The following is a 16,183-nucleotide window of genomic DNA, read 5'->3' as shown; positions in this document are numbered from 1 at the left end:
ATCACTGTACCTGAGTCACCGCCCCGGTGCACCCAGGCACCCCCGCAGCGCACCAGCAAGAAGTTTCCTCCCCGCAACATATGGCCATGTTCAAATCTGTCGATGGGTTGTAACGTCTGCTCCACGTTTTCCGCACGGCGCGACACAACCCCCGGTCGCGCCGCCAGAAAGAGGTGGGCTTATGGGACTGCGTCCCGTCGTGCTGAACCGGCGCGTGGCCAGCATCGCATCGACGTCGTTAGCCCTAGTGCTCGGCGTTGCCACGGTCGGCCTGCTGCCGGCCGCCACCACGACCGCGAGCCCGGCGGCGGCTTCCGTCGCCGACGAGGTGTGTGAGGATCCCACGGGCACTGCGGCCCGGGTCCGCGGCGATGCCGTGGTGAAGCACGACCCCAACGAGCTGACCATCGCGCAGGTACACCAGCGCGAGGCCGAGTTCGCCGACCTGCTTCAGGAGCGCGCCAAGCGGGTCGGGCAGCGTACGTTGAGCACCCAGGCCGCCGCGGCGTCGGTCACCGTTCCGGTCGTGGTGCACGTGATCCGCAGGGACACGACCCGGGCCGGCGGGAACATCCCCGACTCGATGATCCAGTCGCAGATCAACGTGTTGAACCAGTCGTTCAGCGGGGCGACGGGCGGGGCCTCCACCGCGTTCGCGTTCCAACTGCAGAGCATCAACCGGGTCACCAACACCTCGTGGTACCCGATCCGGCAGGGCTCGACGGCCGAGCGGCAGATGAAGACCCAGCTACGCCAGGGCACCAAGGGAACGCTCAACATCTACCTCGGCGCGCTGAGCAACGGCCTGCTCGGCTGGGCGACGTTCCCGCAGACCACCCTGAACGTGATGGACGGCGTGGTCGTGCTGAGCGAGTCGTTGCCCGGCGGGACCGCCACCAACTACAACCAGGGCGACACCGGCACCCACGAGGTCGGCCACTGGCTGAACCTCTACCACACCTTCCAGGGCGGCTGCTCGGGCAGCGGCGACAGCGTCGCCGACACTCCGGCCGAGGCATCGCCGGCCTACCAGTGCCCGACCGGCCGGGACACCTGCTCCAGCACGGGCCTCGACCCGATCACCAACTTCATGGACTACACCTACGACACCTGCATGTACCAGTTCACCCCGGGTCAGGCGACCCGCATGATCAACGCCTGGAACACCTACCGGGCGTAGCCCGGAAGCAGTGAACACGTACGACCGACCGTGCCGGCCCCGTCTGACGGGGCCGGCACCGGCACATCGGGGCTCAGGCCGCGCGGCGGTGGTGCCGGCCCGAATGCAGCGGCGCGGGCGCCGGGCGGACGGCCTCTCCGGTGGCGCCGGCCGGGTCGAGCCAGACCTGAACGGCCGGGCAGGGAGCCGGCTCACCCGGCCCACCCGTGGCCCGGTGCTCACGCCGGGCGAGCATCGCCACGTCGACCGTGAACTCGAACAACCGCCAGTCGGCGTGTGGGGCGGCCCGCGCCGCGAGAGCCAGCCGGGCCACCGTGGCGTCGTCGCTGACGGGCCGGGCTCGGCCGGCGACGTACGCCTCGTCGTCGCTCTCCTCCGGCGGGAACGAGTGCAGCGCGTAGCGACCGTCGCGTTCCAGGTCGCGCCGCTTCGGCGAGTCGATCACGAAGCAGAAGAGACCTTCGTTGGTGATCACGGGGGAGACCGGGTGCACCCGGGGCCCGCCGTCGGCGCGGACCGTGGCCAGGTAGCCGAAGCCCGGGCCGTACTGCTGCATGAGAAGGCGGATCCCGTCGGCGAGCCGAGGCTCGTCAGCGGCGAATTCGGACCAGGAAGCCATGTCGACATCCTATCGAACACACGTTCGAAGCGGGTAGCCCGACACGCAGGTCGCATATCGGCAGCTATGGTGTGGCGATGCTGCTCTCCGACCGCGACCTGGTCTCCGAGATCAAGGCGGGCACCCTGACGCTCGATCCGTTCGAGCCCACGCTGGTGCAGCCCTCCAGCATCGACGTACGCCTGGACAAGCTGTTCCGGGTCTTCAACAACCACCTCTACACCCACATCGACCCGGCCACCCGGCAGGACGACCTCACCTCCCCGGTTGAGGTCCCCGACGGCCAGGCGTTCGTGCTGCACCCGGGCGAGTTCGTGCTCGCCTCCACGCTGGAGGTCATCTCGCTGGGCGACCAGCTCGCCGGTCGACTCGAAGGCAAATCCAGCCTGGGACGACTCGGCCTGCTCACCCACTCCACCGCCGGCTTCATCGACCCCGGCTTCTCCGGTCACGTGACCCTGGAGCTGTCCAACGTGGCCAACCTGCCGATCACCCTCTGGCCGGGCATGAAGATCGGTCAGCTCTGCATCTTCCGGCTCTCCTCGCCGGCCGAGCACCCGTACGGCTCGGCGGTCTACGGCTCGCGCTACCAGGGCCAGCGCGGCCCGACGCCGAGCCGCGCCTGGCAGAGCTGGCGCACCTGGCCCACCAGCTGAACCCTCAGCGGCCCACCAGCTGACCTCTCAGCCAGGCCGGCCGAAGCTGTGCACCGGACTGCTGTCCAGCTTCTTCATCTTCACCGGTTGGCCGGCGCGGGAGGCGTGCACCACCCAGCCACCGCCGACATACATGCCGACGTGGTGCAGGTCCCGGTAGTAGAAGACGAGGTCACCGGGGCGCAGCGAGCCTCGGCCGACCGACGCGGTGACCTGACGCTGCCGCGCCGCGTTGTGCGGCAGCGCCACCCCGGCCCGCGCCCACGCGGCCAGCGTCAGCCCGGAGCAGTCGTACGCGTTCGGTCCCTCGGCTCCCCACGCATAGGGCTTGCCGATCTGGGCGCAGGCGAAGGTGACCGCCTCTGCTGCGGGCCCACCCGGATAGCCGGCCGGACATGGCGCCGGTCGCAGCGGACCGCCGCCCCCCTTGCCGTACGCCCGCAGCCGCAGCCGCTGCAGCCGGTCGATCTCGGCGTCGATTCGCCGTCGCTTCTCCGCGAGGTCGGCCTCACTGCGCGCCAACTCGCTGATGGTGCGGTCCAGCCCGGCCCGGACGGCGGTGAGTTCGTCGCGTAGCTCACTCGCGTGTCGGACGTCCTGCTGCTGGTAGTGGGCGTAGCGATCGAGCACGCCGAGCTGCTCGACGACCTCGCTCGGCGAGCGGCTGCCCAACAGGGTGTTGACGACCCTCATCTGTTCGCCCCGGTACGCGCGGGCGGCCAGCGCGCCCACCCGGTCCATCGCCTCGTCCACCTGCGTCTGCAGCGGTGCGATCCGGGCGGTCAGGGCGTCCGCCTTCCGCCGGTTCGCGGCCAGGTCCTGCCGGGTGGCGTTGTGCCGTTCGATGACGGGTTCGAGCCGGTTCCAGTCCTCGTCTATCTGGCGCTCGATGTCGGCGACCGTGGGGTCGGCCTGGGCCGCCGTCGCGCCGCCGGTCAGGATCACGGCGGTCGCGGCCAGGGCGGCAAGTGCGGTGCTGCTGCGGTACCAGCGGAAGCGCGGCACAGCGTCCAGTCGGCCGGGCATTCCCGGCCGCTGCGACTCGCGCCGCGGGGCATGGTGGGCCACCGGGCTGCGTTCTCCTTCTCGCCATACCGCCTACCGGGTTAGCTGACGGGTTCGGGCGGGAAGGGGCGCCCTACCGCGGCGATCGCGGATTCACCCCGGGGCACCTGGGTCCCCGGCTCGCACAGGAGCGACTCGGCGGTGTCGGACCGTTACCGCCCGGTTGGGCGGAACTGCCAGCGGGCCGACGATTGCCCAGCGTAGAGACGACGAGCGTCGATACGCAACACATCCACACCGTTACTCTCGGTGCTTAGATCCGACATTGAGAAAGGCCCCCGGTGCTTGACCGGGGGCCTTTCCTCGTTCCTGCGCGACCGCTCAGCAGCGCTGTTCGGCGGCGATCAGCCAGGCCGGCGGAAACCGGCCACCGGCATGGTCGTGATCGGGGAGACGTTGACCGGCTTACCGGCCCGCGCCGCGTGGACCATCTGGTTGTTACCCAGGTAGATCCCGACATGACTCACGTCGCTACGGAAGAAGACGAGGTCGCCGGGGCGGGCGTCGGCCCGGGCGATGGCCTTCCCCTCGTTCCACTGAGCGCCGGTGAAGTGGGTGAGGTTGATGCCGGCCGCCCGGTACGCGTACTGGGTGAGACCGGAGCAGTCGAACGAGTTCGGTCCGGTGGCACCCCAGACGTACGGCTTGCCGACCTGGGCGCAGGCCGTCCTGATGGCAACCCGGGCCGCCTCACTGACCACACCGTTGATGGTCGGGCAGTTGGTCGTCTTGACCGTGGTCACCGGCAGCGAACGCTCAAGCTTCTTGATCTCGGCGTCGATCTGCTTCTTCTTCGCCGCCAGCTGCTTTTCCTTCTTCTCCTGGTCGGCGATCAACCCGTCGAGCTTGGCCTTCTGGTCGTCGTACTTCTTCCGGATCTTCATGACGCCCTCGAGCTGCCGGCGCTCCTGCGTCGCCAGCCGGTCAAGGAGCGCCATCTGCTCGCCGAGCAGGTCCGGATTCGCGTTGAGCAGCACCGCGCCGAGCTCGGTCGAAGGGCCGCTGACGTAGTAGCGGGAGGCCAGGTCGGCCACCCGGTTCATCGCCAGCTCGGTCTCCAGGGCCAGCGGCTCGATCTTCTTCTGCAGGTCCTTGGACTTTGCTCGGTTGACCCGCAGCTCCGCCCGCACCTTGTTGTACTGCTCGATCGTGGGCTCCAACTGCTGCCACTGCTTGTCGATCTGCGCCTCGATCTCGTCGACCGTGGGCTCGGCGTACGCGGGGGCGGCGAGCAGGCCAGCACCGACCGCTGCGGCGGCGACGAGGACGACGAGCCGACGAGCGATCCGACGGGTGCCGCCCGGACGGGCACGTCCCGTCGCATGACGATGGAGGGGCATGGTTGCCACCGGTACCGACTCCTTTGCAACCGGCCACCGGGCGCCTCGCGAGCGGTAAGGGGCGAGACAGACGACCTACGGCGGCCGGTGCTTCACATTAGGGAAGGCGCCGTACGGAATCAAGGCGACCAACGGCTCATTCACCTTTGAGCTACGGCCCGCACACAAAGGGTGTCGACCATTTCGTGACACTTATGCGGGTCAATACAAAACCAGGCGCGGCGGTACCCGGTGAGGGGTGCCGCCGCGCCTGTCGGGTACGCCGCCGTCAGCCGGCGACCGGTGTCTGCTCCCCGGTGCCCGGCGCCTGCTCGGGCCGGACCGAGCGGAGCAGGACGCTGGCCACGTCGACCACCTCGACCTGCTCGCCGGCACCCTTGCCGTTCACCCCGTCGTTGAGCATCGTCGAGCAGAACGGGCAGCCCACGGCGACCGTCTTCGCCCCGGTGGACATGGCCTCTTCCACCCGGTCCACGTTGACCCGCTTGCCGATCCGTTCCTCCATCCACATCCGGGCGCCACCGGCGCCGCAGCAGAAGGAGCGCTCGCTGTTGCGCGGCATCTCGACGAGATCACCCTTGATCGAGTCGCCGAGCACCTCGCGGGGTGCGGCGAAGACCCGGTTGTGCCGGCCCAGATAGCAGGGGTCGTGGTACGTCACGCCACCGTCGACCGGCTGCACCGGGGTGAGCTTGCCGGTGCTGACCAGGTGTGCCAGCAGTTGGGTGTGGTGCACGACCTCGAACTCGCCGCCCAGCTGGCCGTACTCGTTGCCCAGCGTGTTGAAGCAGTGCGGGCAGGTCGCGACGATCTTCTTCTTGCTCTGCTCCCGACCCTCGAACGCCTCGTTGAGGGTCTCGACGTTCTGCTGGGCGAGCATCTGGAAGACGAACTCGTTGCCGATCCGCCGGGCCGGGTCGCCCGAACAGGTCTCTCCCTCGCCGAGGATGGCGAACGAGACACCCGCCTCGTTGAGCAGCGTGGCGACCGCCCGCGTGGTCTTCTTGGCCCGGTCCTCGAACGCACCGGCGCAGCCCACCCAGAAGAGGTACTCGAAGTCCTCGACCTCGCCGACGCGGGGGACCTCGAAGTCGAGGCCCTTCGTCCAGTCCTCACGGGTGTTCTGCGGCGCGCCCCACGGATTGCCCTTGTTCTCCAGGTTGCGCAGCATCACGCCGGCCTCGGCGGGGAAGTTCGACTCGATCAGCACCTGGTAGCGGCGCATGTCGACGATGTGGTCGACGTGCTCGATGTCCACCGGGCACTGCTCCACGCAGGCGCCGCAGGTGGTGCATGACCAGAGCACGTCCGGGTCGATCACGCCGCCGGACTCGGCGTCGCCGATCAACGGCTTCTCCGCCTCGGCGAGCGCCAGCACGTCGACGTGGGCGAGCTGCGCGGCGGTGGCCTTCTCCTCGCCGGTGAGGTCCTTGCCACCGCCGGCCAGCAGGTAGGGCGCCTTGGCGTACGCGTGGTCACGCAGGCTGAGCACCAGCAGCTTCGGCGAGAGCGGCTTGCCGGTGTTCCAGGCGGGGCACTGCGACTGGCATCGCCCGCACTCCGTGCAGGTGCTGAAGTCGAGCAGGCCCTTCCAGGTGAACTGCTCGACGTGCGCCACGCCGAACTGGTCCTTTTCCGGGTCGGCCTCTTCGAAATCCAGCGGCTTGCCGTTGCTCATCATCGGCCGCAGCGCGCCGAGGCCGGAGCCGGCCGAGGCCGGCTGCCGCTTGAAGAAGATGTTGGGGAAGGCGAGGAAGCGGTGCCAGGCGACGCCCATGGTCACGTTCAGCGAGATCACGATGACCCAGGTCATCGAGATCGAGATCTTGATGAGGGCGGCGATGCTGACGGCGGACTCCCAGCCCGGCAGCATCGAGCCGACCGCGTGGCTGAGCGGGGTGGCCCAGGTCGGGTACTCGAAGTGGTCGGTGGCCACCTTGAAGCCGCGGATCACGAAGCCCATGATCAGTACGGCGAGGACGACCGCTTCGACGAAGTAGCCCTGCCACATCGTCGAGCCGGTGAACCGCGACCGGCGTCCGGCCCGGTTGGGGCGGTTGGCCAGCCGGATGGCGATCAGCACCACGATGGCGACGACACCCAGGATGCCGATCCACTCGGTGACCAGCCCGTAGAGCGCCCAGCCGCCGATCAGCGGCAGCCCGCCGGTCGCCGACACCACCTCGAAGTACGCCTCGAGCACCAGCAGCGACAGCACGACGAAGCCGACCATCACGAACCAGTGCGCCGCGCCCACCACGCTCCAGCGGAGCATCCGGGTGTGTCCGGCGGTCTCCGCGAGCATGGTTGTCGCACGGCTGGTCTTTTCGCCGAACCGGGTCGGGTCGGGTTGACCCAGCCGGATCACGGCCACCATCTTCGAGACCGCACGCACCGCAAGCCACACCGCCACGGCGGTAATGGCGGCCGCGAGGATCGTGGTGACGATCTGGACGCTGCCCATCGAGTTGGCCTCCCGGTCTGCTGCTGCGTCGAGCGGCTCGGCGACCGGGTCGGAGATGCGGCCGCCCTACCGCCGCCGCATCTCAACCTGACCGGTCGATGACCTCGCTCCGCTCGGTCATGCAGTGCAGCCTACGCGCAAGGTTACCCAGCGGTAACGTGAGTCTTCTCGCACCTTGGGCCACGCCGCCCTGCGCACACCTTAGGAGGCAGCGCCGGCATCCGCTGCGCCGGGCCCGGGCTGACCACCGCTGGTCGTACCCGACGAACTGGGGGTCAGCGCCAGCGGGAGAGCAGGATCAGGGAGCCGACCATCGCCCCGAAGCCGACCGCCAGGTTCCAGTAGCCCAGCTCCATGACCGGGTACTCCTGCTCGGAGAGGTAGTAGACCACCAACCAGCCGATGCCGAAGACGATCAGCGAGACGGCAGAGACCGGCAGCCACATCGGGCTGGGCTTCCGCGTCGCGGCGGTCGCCGTCGGGCGAACGTCCGTGGGCGGGGTGTACACCTTCTTCTTGCGGACCTGAGACTTGGGCACGACGCTCTCCAGAGGGGTTACGACCTCGTCCGGCCTGACAACCGGGCGCGAGGGCGACGGTCCATGGCCAATAATGTTCGAGAGCTAGCGTAGTCCGGAAGACCCGTTCAATCCACGAATGGTGCCAGACCCGTACCGGGTCGCACCGGAACGCAGCGCAGAGCCACGTCGCTCGGACCGCACCAGGCGGCTCCGCAGCGCAAGATCAAGGGGGACGGTCCGTGGAGTACACGTCCGGCGCGGCGTCGTGGCAGAAGGCGCTGCGACGACTCGTCGGCGGCTTACTGCCCCGCCGGCCACGCCAGCGCCGGCCGCTCTGGTCGGTCGGCGTACCGCTGATCGCCCTCGCGGCCGGGCTGCTCTTCACCACGACGGCCACCACAGCCGGCGGCACCGCGCTACGTGAGGACCGGCGGCCCCAGCTCACGGAGCTCATCGAGGACCGCCGCGCTCAGGTGGCGACCAACGAGGAACGCGCCGCCGCACTGCGGGGCGAGGTCGAGAGCCGCACGACCGACCTCGCCGACTCGGACGGCCCGATCAAGGAACAGCAGGAACGAGCCGATGCCAGCCGTACCGCGGCCGGCTTCACCGCCCTCACCGGCCCCGGCCTGATCGTCGAGCTGGACGACGCGCCGCAGTCCGGCCGCCTACCCGACGGTGCGACCAACGACGACCTGGTTGTCCACCAAGGGGACGTCCAGGCTGTGGTCAACGCCCTGTGGGCCGGCGGCGCCGAGGCAATGTCGATCGAGAACGTCCGCGTACTGACGACCAGCGCGGTACGCTGCGTCGGTAACACCCTGCTGCTACACGGGCGGGTACATTCCCCACCTTTCGAGATCGTGGCAATTGGCGATCCCGCCGTGCTCCGGCAGGCCCTCGCCGCTTCTGAGGGAGTCCGGTGGTTCAGGGACGCTGTCGACAACTACCAACTCGGCTACTCAGAGGAAGTCGCGACCGTCACCGTGCCGGCGTTCGAGGACTCCACCACACTACGTTCGGCGACGGTGCCCCAGTGAGGCCGCAGTGAGCCAGCAACCCGACGGCCGGCACCGCGACCAGGCCGATGAACCCACCGCATTCCTGCCCAAGGTCGAGCGGCCCGAACCCGCCAGCACCCAGAGCCGACCGGCTGGCGCATGGCCGGACCCGGTGCTGCCCACCCGGCCCGGACCTCCCCGGTCGCCGTACGACCCGCCCACGACCGCCTCCCCGTCGCCGCGCCCGGCCGACCAGACGTCGACCGGCGACCGGGTGCCGGACGGTCAGCGGCCGAATTCCGGCCGGTTCGACGCCGCCGTCGCGCCTGTCCCGCCCGTCGCCCCAGGCCGGTGGGACCCCGCGCCGACCACCGACCGCTCAGCCAACCAGTGGGACGCGACACCGACCACGGCGAACCAGTGGGATCCCGCGCCCGCCACGGCGAACCAGTGGGACCGGACACCCGCCACGGCGAACCAGTGGGACCCCGCGCCCGCCACGGAGCCCGCCACGGAGCCCACCGCGAACCCGGTACTCCCGACGGGCCAGCGGGAGCCGGCACCGGATCAGGGGCTCGGCGGTACACCCGGCCGGCGGCAGAGCACGACGAGCGCCGACCAGTGGCACGGGGTAGCCCTGCCGTCCAGCGAGCCGGACATCCCGGTGGGGCCGACGCCCTGGCGCGGAGCCTTCGAACCGGCCCGGCCCGTGGCCACCACGGACCAACCGGGCAACGGCCGGCCCGGCGTCAGCGACGCCGCCCCGGCCGGCGCCTCCGGTGCCGGCGCCTCCGGTGCCGGCACCTCGGGCCAGCCGGGCGGCTCGGCACCGACCAGCGCCGTGCAGTCCGCAGCCATCGGCACCCCGCCGCCCTGGCCCGGCGCCCAGCCGGCCGCTCCTCGACCCGCCACGGCACCACCGAGCAGCAGCTCACCTCAATCGCCGCCCGTTCACCTGCCCCAGCCGCAACAGGGCGGACACGCACCCCAGACCGGGCAACCGGGACGGGACGGCACAGCCCAGCGTGGGCCGTCCAACGGGTCGCCCTCGTACGGCGGGCAACGCCCTCATCCAGGGCAGGTGGAGCCCAGCCGACCGGCGCCGGACCGCCCCACGGGTCAGGGCGGCTTGTCGGGTGACGCGCCGACCGCGTTGATCCCCAAGATCAAGGATGCTGCCACCACCCGGCCCGGAGCCAGTGGCCAGGCGGCGGAGCCGACCCGGACCAACCCGACGGCTCCCCCTGCGGCAGGCAGGCCAGCCGGTTCGGCACCCACCCCGGGCAGCCCGCCGGACCGCCCGAGCAAGCCGACGAGTGGCCCGGGGGCCCCGAGCCAGCAACCCCGCCCCGGGCCCCCGAACGAGCCGGGTCCGCAGACCGCCGTTAACCGGCCGGTCGACCCCGCGGCGACCGCTCTGATCCCGGCGATCACCGGGGCCAAACCGGTCAGCCCGCCCACGATGGACTCGACCGCCCTGATGGGGGCGGTGCCTCGGCCACCGAAGACCGCAGAGCCGGCCGACGGCGCCGACTCACCCGCCGAGACCCCCAAGCCACGGCGGGGCGACCGGGTGGTGCAGCTGCGCGCGCACCAGACGGATGCGGGTTACAAGAGTGTCTACTCGGAGCTGACCCGCCCGTCGATCTGGTCCCGGATCCGCACCGGTCTCCGGTTCAGCGGCGAGCTGCTGATCACCTTCGGCCTGGTGGTGCTGCTCTTCGCCGGCTACGAGATCTGGGGCAAGTCGGCCATCGTCGACGCCCACCAGGGTGAGCTGAGTGAGCAGTTGGCGCAGGCGTGGGAGCCGGAGCCGGACCCGACGGTGGCCGGCCCCTCGGCGAGCCCGTCCGCCCCGGCCAAACCGGCGGTACACGGCACGCCGATCGCGGGTCTCTACATCCCCAAGTTCGAGAAGGAATGGATCGTGGTCGAGGGCGTCGGCCAGAAGGACATCCGGTACGCCCCGGGCCACTATCCGGACAGCGCCCTGCCGGGCCAGGTGGGCAACTTCTCCGTGGCCGGGCACCGGAACCGGGCCACCTTCTGGCGGCTGGACGAGCTGCGCGACGGCGACCCGATCATCGTCGAGGGTCGCAACGACTGGTACGTCTATCAGGTCACCGAGAGCCTGATCGTCAAGCCGAGCCAGGTCGAGGTGGTCGCCCCGGTGCCGGGCGAACCAGGGAAGAAACCGACCAAACGGATGCTGACCCTGACCACCTGCAACCCGAAGTTCGACAACTATCAGCGGTTGATCATTCACGCCGAGTTGACGCGTACCCAGCCGAAGGCTGAGGGGCGTCCGGCGGAGCTGGGGACCTGACGATGTACGCCTGGATCTGGCGCAAACTTCCCTTCGGGCTGCCAGGCAAGCTCGCCGGCAGCCTGCTGATCGCCACCACGGCGGTGGCCCTGCTCTGGTACGTGGTGTTCCCCTGGGCCGAGCCACTGCTGCCCTTCGACGACGTGCAGGTCACCCAGGAGGATTCCGGGGTACCGGGCGCGCCCGGAGACGACGTGATCCCAGGCGACGACGGTCCGGCCGACGACGCCCCGCCCGGCGACGAGCACGATCTGCCGTACGACACCGACCGGAACAACACCCCGCCGCCCGACGAGGACGAGTGAGCCGATGCGCGTCCTGGTGATCGACAACTACGACTCGTTCGTCTTCAACCTGGTGCAGTACCTCGGCCAGCTCGGCGTCGAGTGCGAGGTGCGACGCAACGACGAGATCGACGTCGCCGAGGTGGGACGGTTCGACGCGGCCGGCATCCTGCTCTCACCGGGGCCGGGCAGCCCGGACCGCGCCGGCATCTGCCTCGACGTCATCCGGGAGTACGCCGGCAAGCTGCCCATCTTCGGCGTCTGCCTCGGCCACCAGGCCATCGGCGAGGCGTTCGGGGCCACCGTCACCCGCGCCCCGGAGCTGCTGCACGGCAAGACCTCACAGGTCCGACACGACAGCACAGGCGTCCTCGCCGGCCTGCCCGACCCGTTCACGGCGACCCGCTACCACTCGCTCGCGGTGCTGCGGGAGACGCTGCCGGCCGAGCTGGAGGTGACGGGCTGGACCGACTCCGGGATCGTGATGGCGATGCGCCATCGCACCCTGCCGATCGAGGGCGTCCAGTTCCACCCCGAATCGGTGCTCACCGAGGGCGGCCACCTGATGCTGGCCAACTGGCTCGCCAGCTGTGGTCACCCGGCGGCGCTGGAGCGCGCCCCGGAGCTGGCCGCCGAGGTCGACACCCGCCGCCGCGCCGCCTTCGCCACCACCTGAGCCGACCGCAGGGACCACCCGGACGCGTTCAGTCGGCGAGGGCGTCCGCGACAGCCGAGTTCGCGGGCGAGTCGACGGCGGACGGCCGGCGACGGACCACGTCCCAGGCCGCCTTGCCGCTGGCGAGGTAGTCCCGGGCGGTCTTCTCCAGCAGCAGCGCAGTTCCGCAGCCCGAGCAGCGGGCGGGCACCCCGTCGGCGTCGATGCCGAGGTGGCGGCAGAGCGTCACCGCCCGCGACAGGTGGTAGGACTGGGTGACGATCAGCGCCCGCTCGACCCCGTACACCTCGCGCGCCCGCAGGCAGCTGTCGTACGTGTCCAGGCCGTGCGGGTCGGCGACGACGCGCCGTGGGTCGACGCCGAGTCGCCCGGTCAGGTAGCCGGTCATCGCCGCCGGCTCGTCCCCGGACGTCCCGCCGCCGTCGCCGGAGACGAGCACCACCCGGGCCCGCCCGCTGTGCACCAGCTCGGCGGCGGTCTCCAGCCGGCCGGCCAACCGGACGCCCGGTTGCCCGTCCTGCGCCACCGCCGTGCCCAGCACGATCACCACGTCGGCGTCCGGTGCCTCGCCGGCCGCGTGGATGTGGCCGCGCGCGGTGAGCGTCGTCCAGAGCCAGGGCAGGCTGACGAGCAGCAGTACGGCCAGCCCCAGCGCGACCAGCCGGCGCAGCCGCCGCCACCTCGACCGGCCCGCCGGATCGGTCACCGCCGAGTCGCTGCCCGCCGGCCCGACCGCCGCGGGGTCGGTCACCGCGGGCACGGACGGTGGCCGGCCAGCAACCCGCCATGCATCGCTGGGGTCACTGCTGCCGGGTGGTGGGCCGGGCGGGTCGGCGGGTCACTCGCCGGACAGGCGGAACGGCGGGAAGGTCGGCAGGACGTCCCCGCCTCCGCTGCCACCGCCACCGTCGTCATCGTCGTCCGGCGGCGGTGTGGTGGGCGTACCGGTCGGCGGCGTCGGGGTCGGCGGATCCGGCTCCTCTTCCTCCTCCTTCTCCACCGACACGACGATCGTCACCGTCTCACCCTTGGTGCGAGGCGTGTTGGCGTTCGGGCTCTGGTCGACCACCCGGCCGGCCTGGTCGGCGGAGACCTCCGGACCGTCCTCGACGCGGCTCTTGAAACCCGCGCCAGCCAGGGTGCGCTTCGCCTCCGCCTCGGTCTGGCCCACCACCGACGGGACCGGCACGACGTTGCCCCGGGAGACGGTCAGGGTGACCGTGCTGCCTTCCGCGACCTTCTCTCCCGAGGCCGGCGAGACCTTGAGCACCAGACCCGCGCGCTCCGCGCTGTCCTCCTCCTCGATCTCGACCTCGAGCTCGAGCTCCCCCAGTCGTTCCTCGGCACTCTCGCGAGTGCCGCCGACGAGACCGGACGGGATGGTGACCTCGGGCTTGCCGCCGCAGATCCGCACGGTCACCGTGCTGTTCGGCTGCACCCGGTCCCCGGCGGCCGGGGTCTGGCGGGTCACCGTGCCCTCACGGCAGTCCGAGGTGAACTCCGCCTCGCCCAGCGCCGGCACCAGGCCGTCCCGTTCGATCTGGGCGAACGCGTCCGCCTGACTCAGCCCGGTGACCGTCGGCACCGCGGTGTCCTCGGCGTCCCGCTGGTTCAGCAGCAGGGCGGCCACCAGGGCGATCACCGCCAGCACACCGAGCGCGGCGAACATCGCGATCAGCCAGGACGATGCCTTGCGTTGGCGCGGGTCACCCACCCGGGCCGGGATCTGCCGGGTCTGCGTCGCGCCGGCCGACGGGTAGCCCGGTCCGCTGGCCGGGGCCATCGCCACCGTCTCGTCCTCGCGCAGCACCGGGGTCGCCATCACCGGCCGGCCGGCGGCGGCGCGGAGCACGTCCGCCCGCATCTCGCCGGCGCTCTGATAGCGGTTGAGTGGGTTCTTCGACAGCGCCTTGAGCACGATCGCGTCGACCGCCGGGTTGACGTCCGGATTGATGTCGCTCGGCGTCGGCGGAGCCTCCCGGACGTGCTGGTACGCGACGCTGACCGGGCTGTCACCGACGAATGGCGGGTTGCCGCAGAGCAGCTCGAAGAGGACACAACCGGCGGCGTACACGTCGGAGCGGGCGTCGACCGCCTCGCCGCGCGCCTGCTCGGGGGAGAGATACTGTGCGGTGCCGATCACCGCGCTGGTCTGCGTCATCGTGGTGGCACCGCTGGCCAGCGCGCGGGCGATGCCGAAGTCCATCACCTTGACCTGGCCGGTCTGGGTGAGCATCACGTTGCCCGGCTTGATGTCGCGGTGGATGATGCCGTGCCGGTGGCTGAAATCCAGCGCGGCGCAGATGTCGGCGGAGATTTCCAGCGCCCGACGCGGCTGCAACCGGCCCTCGGCGCCGAGCACCTCCTTCAGGGTGCGCCCGTTCACGAACTCCATCACGATGAACGGGAGCGTCTCGCCGGTCGGCGCCTGCTCCTCGCCGGTGTCGTAGACGGCGACGATGGCCGGGTGGTTGAGCGAGGCGGCGTTCTGCGCCTCCCGCCGGAAGCGCATCTGGAAGGTGGCGTCCCGGGCCAGGTCCGCCCGGAGCATCTTGATCGCGACGTCCCGACCGAGCCGCAGGTCACGACCGCGATGCACCTCGGCCATGCCGCCGTAGCCGAGCAGCTCGCCGACCTGGTACCGGCCGCCGAGCAGGCGGGCCTGCGCTGTCATCGCGTCTGTCGTCCTTCGCTCGTCGTCGTCTCGTCGCCGCCCGGTCGCGGCTGATCCAGTCGACGGTACGCGCTACCGGCCGGATCGTCTCCTCCGTCGAGCCGCAGCACGACGGCGGGCACCGTTCGCACGGAAGTCCCACCCGGCGCACCGGCACCAAGGTTGTTCCGCAGTTGGTAGGAAACCACGCCGGAGCAGAGGAGTACCAGTGCGCCCAGCACGATGACCAGGAACACCCTTCCGGAGCGTGATCGTCGAGGTGCAGGCCGTGATGGTCCGGGCTGTGCCGGGTACCCCGGTGGGACCGGGGCCGCACCACGCGGGTAGCCGGTGGCCGCCGGCGCGACCGTCGTGTGGCGCGGTGCCGCCACCGGAGGCCGGGCCTGCGGATGGCTCGTTGGTGGTCGATGCCCCGCCGCCAGCGGATGGGGTGCGGGCGGGGAGTGCGGCGCCGTCTGAGGACGCGGCGGCTGCGGTGCCGGCACCTGCGCTCGACCCGGTGCCGGCGATGCCGGCGCGGCGGAGATCGGGGCCTGGCCGCCCGCCCGGGCCTGCCGGGACAGCCCTGTCTTCAACTGCCGCGCCACCCCGGCCAGCGCGGCGGCGCTCGGCCAGCGGTCCTTCGGATCCTTGGCCAACGCCCGCTCCACCAGCGCGCGGACCTGCGGCGGGATGTCGGACGGCAGCGGCCTGGGCGTCTCCCGGACGTGCCGCATCGCGATGTCGAGCGGGTTGTCGCCCTCGAAGGGCCTCCGCCCGGCGAGGCACTGGTACGCGACCACGCCCAGGGCGTAGACGTCGGAGGCGGGGGTGGCAACCTGACCGGTGGCCTGCTCGGGGGAGATGTACGACGCGGTACCGAGCACCGAGCCGGCCGCGGTGAGCTGCCCGACGAGTTCGGAGCGGGCGATGCCGAAGTCGGTGAGCACCAGCGTGCCGTTGGGGCGGACCAGCAGGTTGCCGGGCTTTACGTCCCGGTGCACGATGCCCTTCACGTGCGCGGCGTGCAGCGCGTCGGCGGCCTGGGCGACCAGCGCCATCGTCCGCGCCGGGGTGAGCCGACCCACCCGGCTCAGCGTGGCCGAGAGCGGATCGCCCTCGACGTACTCCATCACCAGGAAGGCGATCTGCTGGTCGTTGCCGAAGTCGTAGACGTCGACCACGCCCGGATGGTTGATCGTCGCCATGGTGCGGGCCTCGCCACGGAACCGTTCGGCGAATCCCGGCTCGTCCAGCAACGCCGGGAGCAGGCTCTTGACCGCCACCGTACGGCCCAACACCTGGTCGGTGCCGCGCCAGACGTCGCCCATGCCGCCGCTGGCGATCCGCTCGTCGAGCCGGTAGCGGTTGCCGAGCTGCACTCCGGGACTGAGCATG

General features: G+C 71.0%; 14 protein-coding genes and 1 riboswitch. Of the genes, 6 read left to right on the top strand and 8 right to left on the bottom strand.

Features of this window, described 5'->3' with window-relative positions; genetic code table 11:
• Window positions 1-181 precede the first annotated feature (181 nt).
• A complete protein-coding gene (locus BMY89_RS19390; protein WP_092381417.1) occupies window positions 182-1,180 on the top strand; it encodes a zinc metalloprotease in 999 nt (332 codons plus the stop codon).
• A 73-nt stretch (window positions 1,181-1,253) separates the two neighbouring features.
• On the opposite strand, the gene BMY89_RS19385 is transcribed toward BMY89_RS19390, so the two are convergent.
• The gene (locus BMY89_RS19385) at window positions 1,254-1,799 is read right to left on the bottom strand and encodes a pyridoxamine 5'-phosphate oxidase family protein (RefSeq protein ID WP_092381416.1); all 546 of its coding nucleotides are present in this window, start codon (window positions 1,797-1,799) and stop codon (window positions 1,254-1,256) included.
• Between the two features lie 77 nt (window positions 1,800-1,876).
• On the opposite strand from BMY89_RS19385, the gene dcd reads away from it, so the two are divergent.
• Window positions 1,877-2,455 (top strand): dCTP deaminase, encoded by a 579-nt coding sequence (dcd, locus tag BMY89_RS19380; protein ID WP_092381415.1) that lies wholly within the window; start codon window positions 1,877-1,879, stop codon window positions 2,453-2,455.
• Between the two features lie 27 nt (window positions 2,456-2,482).
• Here the strand turns inward: dcd and BMY89_RS19375 are convergent, their stop codons facing one another.
• The 4 genes from BMY89_RS19375 to BMY89_RS19360 form a co-directional block, all read right to left on the bottom strand.
• Window positions 2,483-3,523, bottom strand: a complete 1,041-nt coding sequence (locus BMY89_RS19375; protein WP_232521426.1) for a C40 family peptidase — start codon at window positions 3,521-3,523, stop codon at window positions 2,483-2,485.
• A gap of 12 nt (window positions 3,524-3,535) precedes the next feature.
• A riboswitch (cyclic di-AMP (ydaO/yuaA leader) is annotated at window positions 3,536-3,671 on the bottom strand.
• A 193-nt stretch (window positions 3,672-3,864) separates the two neighbouring features.
• On the bottom strand, window positions 3,865-4,860 hold the full coding sequence (locus BMY89_RS19370; RefSeq protein WP_092381413.1) for a C40 family peptidase: 996 nt from the start codon (window positions 4,858-4,860) through the stop codon (window positions 3,865-3,867).
• A gap of 268 nt (window positions 4,861-5,128) precedes the next feature.
• On the bottom strand, window positions 5,129-7,324 hold the full coding sequence (locus tag BMY89_RS19365; RefSeq protein ID WP_092381412.1) for a (Fe-S)-binding protein: 2,196 nt from the start codon (window positions 7,322-7,324) through the stop codon (window positions 5,129-5,131).
• Window positions 7,325-7,599: 275 nt separating this feature from the next.
• Window positions 7,600-7,863, bottom strand: coding sequence for a cell division protein CrgA (locus BMY89_RS19360; RefSeq protein WP_092381411.1), 264 nt, complete (start codon window positions 7,861-7,863; stop codon window positions 7,600-7,602).
• 221 nt (window positions 7,864-8,084) lie between these two features.
• Here BMY89_RS19360 and BMY89_RS19355 point away from each other — a divergent pair, with 221 nt between their 5' ends.
• From BMY89_RS19355 to BMY89_RS19340, 4 genes are all read left to right on the top strand, one after another.
• Window positions 8,085-8,885, top strand: a complete 801-nt coding sequence (locus tag BMY89_RS19355) for a DUF881 domain-containing protein (RefSeq protein WP_092381410.1) — start codon at window positions 8,085-8,087, stop codon at window positions 8,883-8,885.
• Window positions 8,886-9,504: 619 nt separating this feature from the next.
• A complete protein-coding gene (locus BMY89_RS31005) occupies window positions 9,505-11,172 on the top strand; it encodes a class E sortase (RefSeq protein WP_408631995.1) in 1,668 nt (555 codons plus the stop codon).
• A gap of 2 nt (window positions 11,173-11,174) precedes the next feature.
• Window positions 11,175-11,477 carry a hypothetical protein gene (locus tag BMY89_RS19345; protein WP_092381409.1) on the top strand — a complete coding sequence of 101 codons (303 nt, stop codon included), beginning with the start codon at window positions 11,175-11,177 and terminating at the stop codon, window positions 11,475-11,477.
• 4 nt (window positions 11,478-11,481) lie between these two features.
• Window positions 11,482-12,132 carry an aminodeoxychorismate/anthranilate synthase component II gene (locus BMY89_RS19340; protein ID WP_092381408.1) on the top strand — a complete coding sequence of 217 codons (651 nt, stop codon included), beginning with the start codon at window positions 11,482-11,484 and terminating at the stop codon, window positions 12,130-12,132.
• Window positions 12,133-12,160: 28 nt separating this feature from the next.
• On the opposite strand, the gene BMY89_RS19335 is transcribed toward BMY89_RS19340, so the two are convergent.
• The 3 genes from BMY89_RS19335 to BMY89_RS19325 form a co-directional block, all read right to left on the bottom strand.
• A complete protein-coding gene (locus BMY89_RS19335) occupies window positions 12,161-12,883 on the bottom strand; it encodes a SanA/YdcF family protein (protein WP_232521424.1) in 723 nt (240 codons plus the stop codon).
• A gap of 87 nt (window positions 12,884-12,970) precedes the next feature.
• Window positions 12,971-14,806: a Stk1 family PASTA domain-containing Ser/Thr kinase gene (gene pknB / locus BMY89_RS19330; RefSeq protein ID WP_092381407.1), complete on the bottom strand. Its 1,836-nt coding sequence runs from the start codon at window positions 14,804-14,806 to the stop codon at window positions 12,971-12,973.
• Window positions 14,803-16,182 carry a serine/threonine-protein kinase gene (locus BMY89_RS19325; RefSeq protein ID WP_092381406.1) on the bottom strand — a complete coding sequence of 460 codons (1,380 nt, stop codon included), beginning with the start codon at window positions 16,180-16,182 and terminating at the stop codon, window positions 14,803-14,805. The genes pknB and BMY89_RS19325 overlap by 4 nt, the downstream gene beginning before the upstream one ends.
• Window position 16,183: the final 1 nt, after the last annotated feature.

It is taken from the genome of Micromonospora phaseoli (genome assembly GCF_900109115.1).
In the GTDB taxonomy this organism is placed as follows: Bacteria; Actinomycetota; Actinomycetes; order Mycobacteriales; family Micromonosporaceae; genus Micromonospora; species Micromonospora phaseoli.
The sequence above is the reverse complement of the archived record's forward strand: the minus strand, read 5'-3'. Positions and strand labels throughout refer to the sequence as shown.

Bases quoted from the DNA above. Each gene is read 5' to 3' on its own strand.
- BMY89_RS19390 (WP_092381417.1), top strand. From the start codon at position 182: ATGGGACTGCGTCCCGTCGTGCTGAACCGGCGCGTGGCCAGCATCGCA.
- BMY89_RS19385 (WP_092381416.1), bottom strand. From the start codon at position 1,799: ATGGCTTCCTGGTCCGAATTCGCCGCTGACGAGCCTCGGCTCGCCGAC.
- dcd (WP_092381415.1), top strand. From the start codon at position 1,877: ATGCTGCTCTCCGACCGCGACCTGGTCTCCGAGATCAAGGCGGGCACC.
- BMY89_RS19370 (WP_092381413.1), bottom strand. From the start codon at position 4,860: ATGCCCCTCCATCGTCATGCGACGGGACGTGCCCGTCCGGGCGGCACC.
- BMY89_RS19365 (WP_092381412.1), bottom strand. From the start codon at position 7,324: ATGGGCAGCGTCCAGATCGTCACCACGATCCTCGCGGCCGCCATTACC.
- BMY89_RS19345 (WP_092381409.1), top strand. From the start codon at position 11,175: ATGTACGCCTGGATCTGGCGCAAACTTCCCTTCGGGCTGCCAGGCAAG.
- BMY89_RS19340 (WP_092381408.1), top strand. From the start codon at position 11,482: ATGCGCGTCCTGGTGATCGACAACTACGACTCGTTCGTCTTCAACCTG.
- pknB (WP_092381407.1), bottom strand. From the start codon at position 14,806: ATGACAGCGCAGGCCCGCCTGCTCGGCGGCCGGTACCAGGTCGGCGAG.
- BMY89_RS19325 (WP_092381406.1), bottom strand. From the start codon at position 16,182: ATGCTCAGTCCCGGAGTGCAGCTCGGCAACCGCTACCGGCTCGACGAG.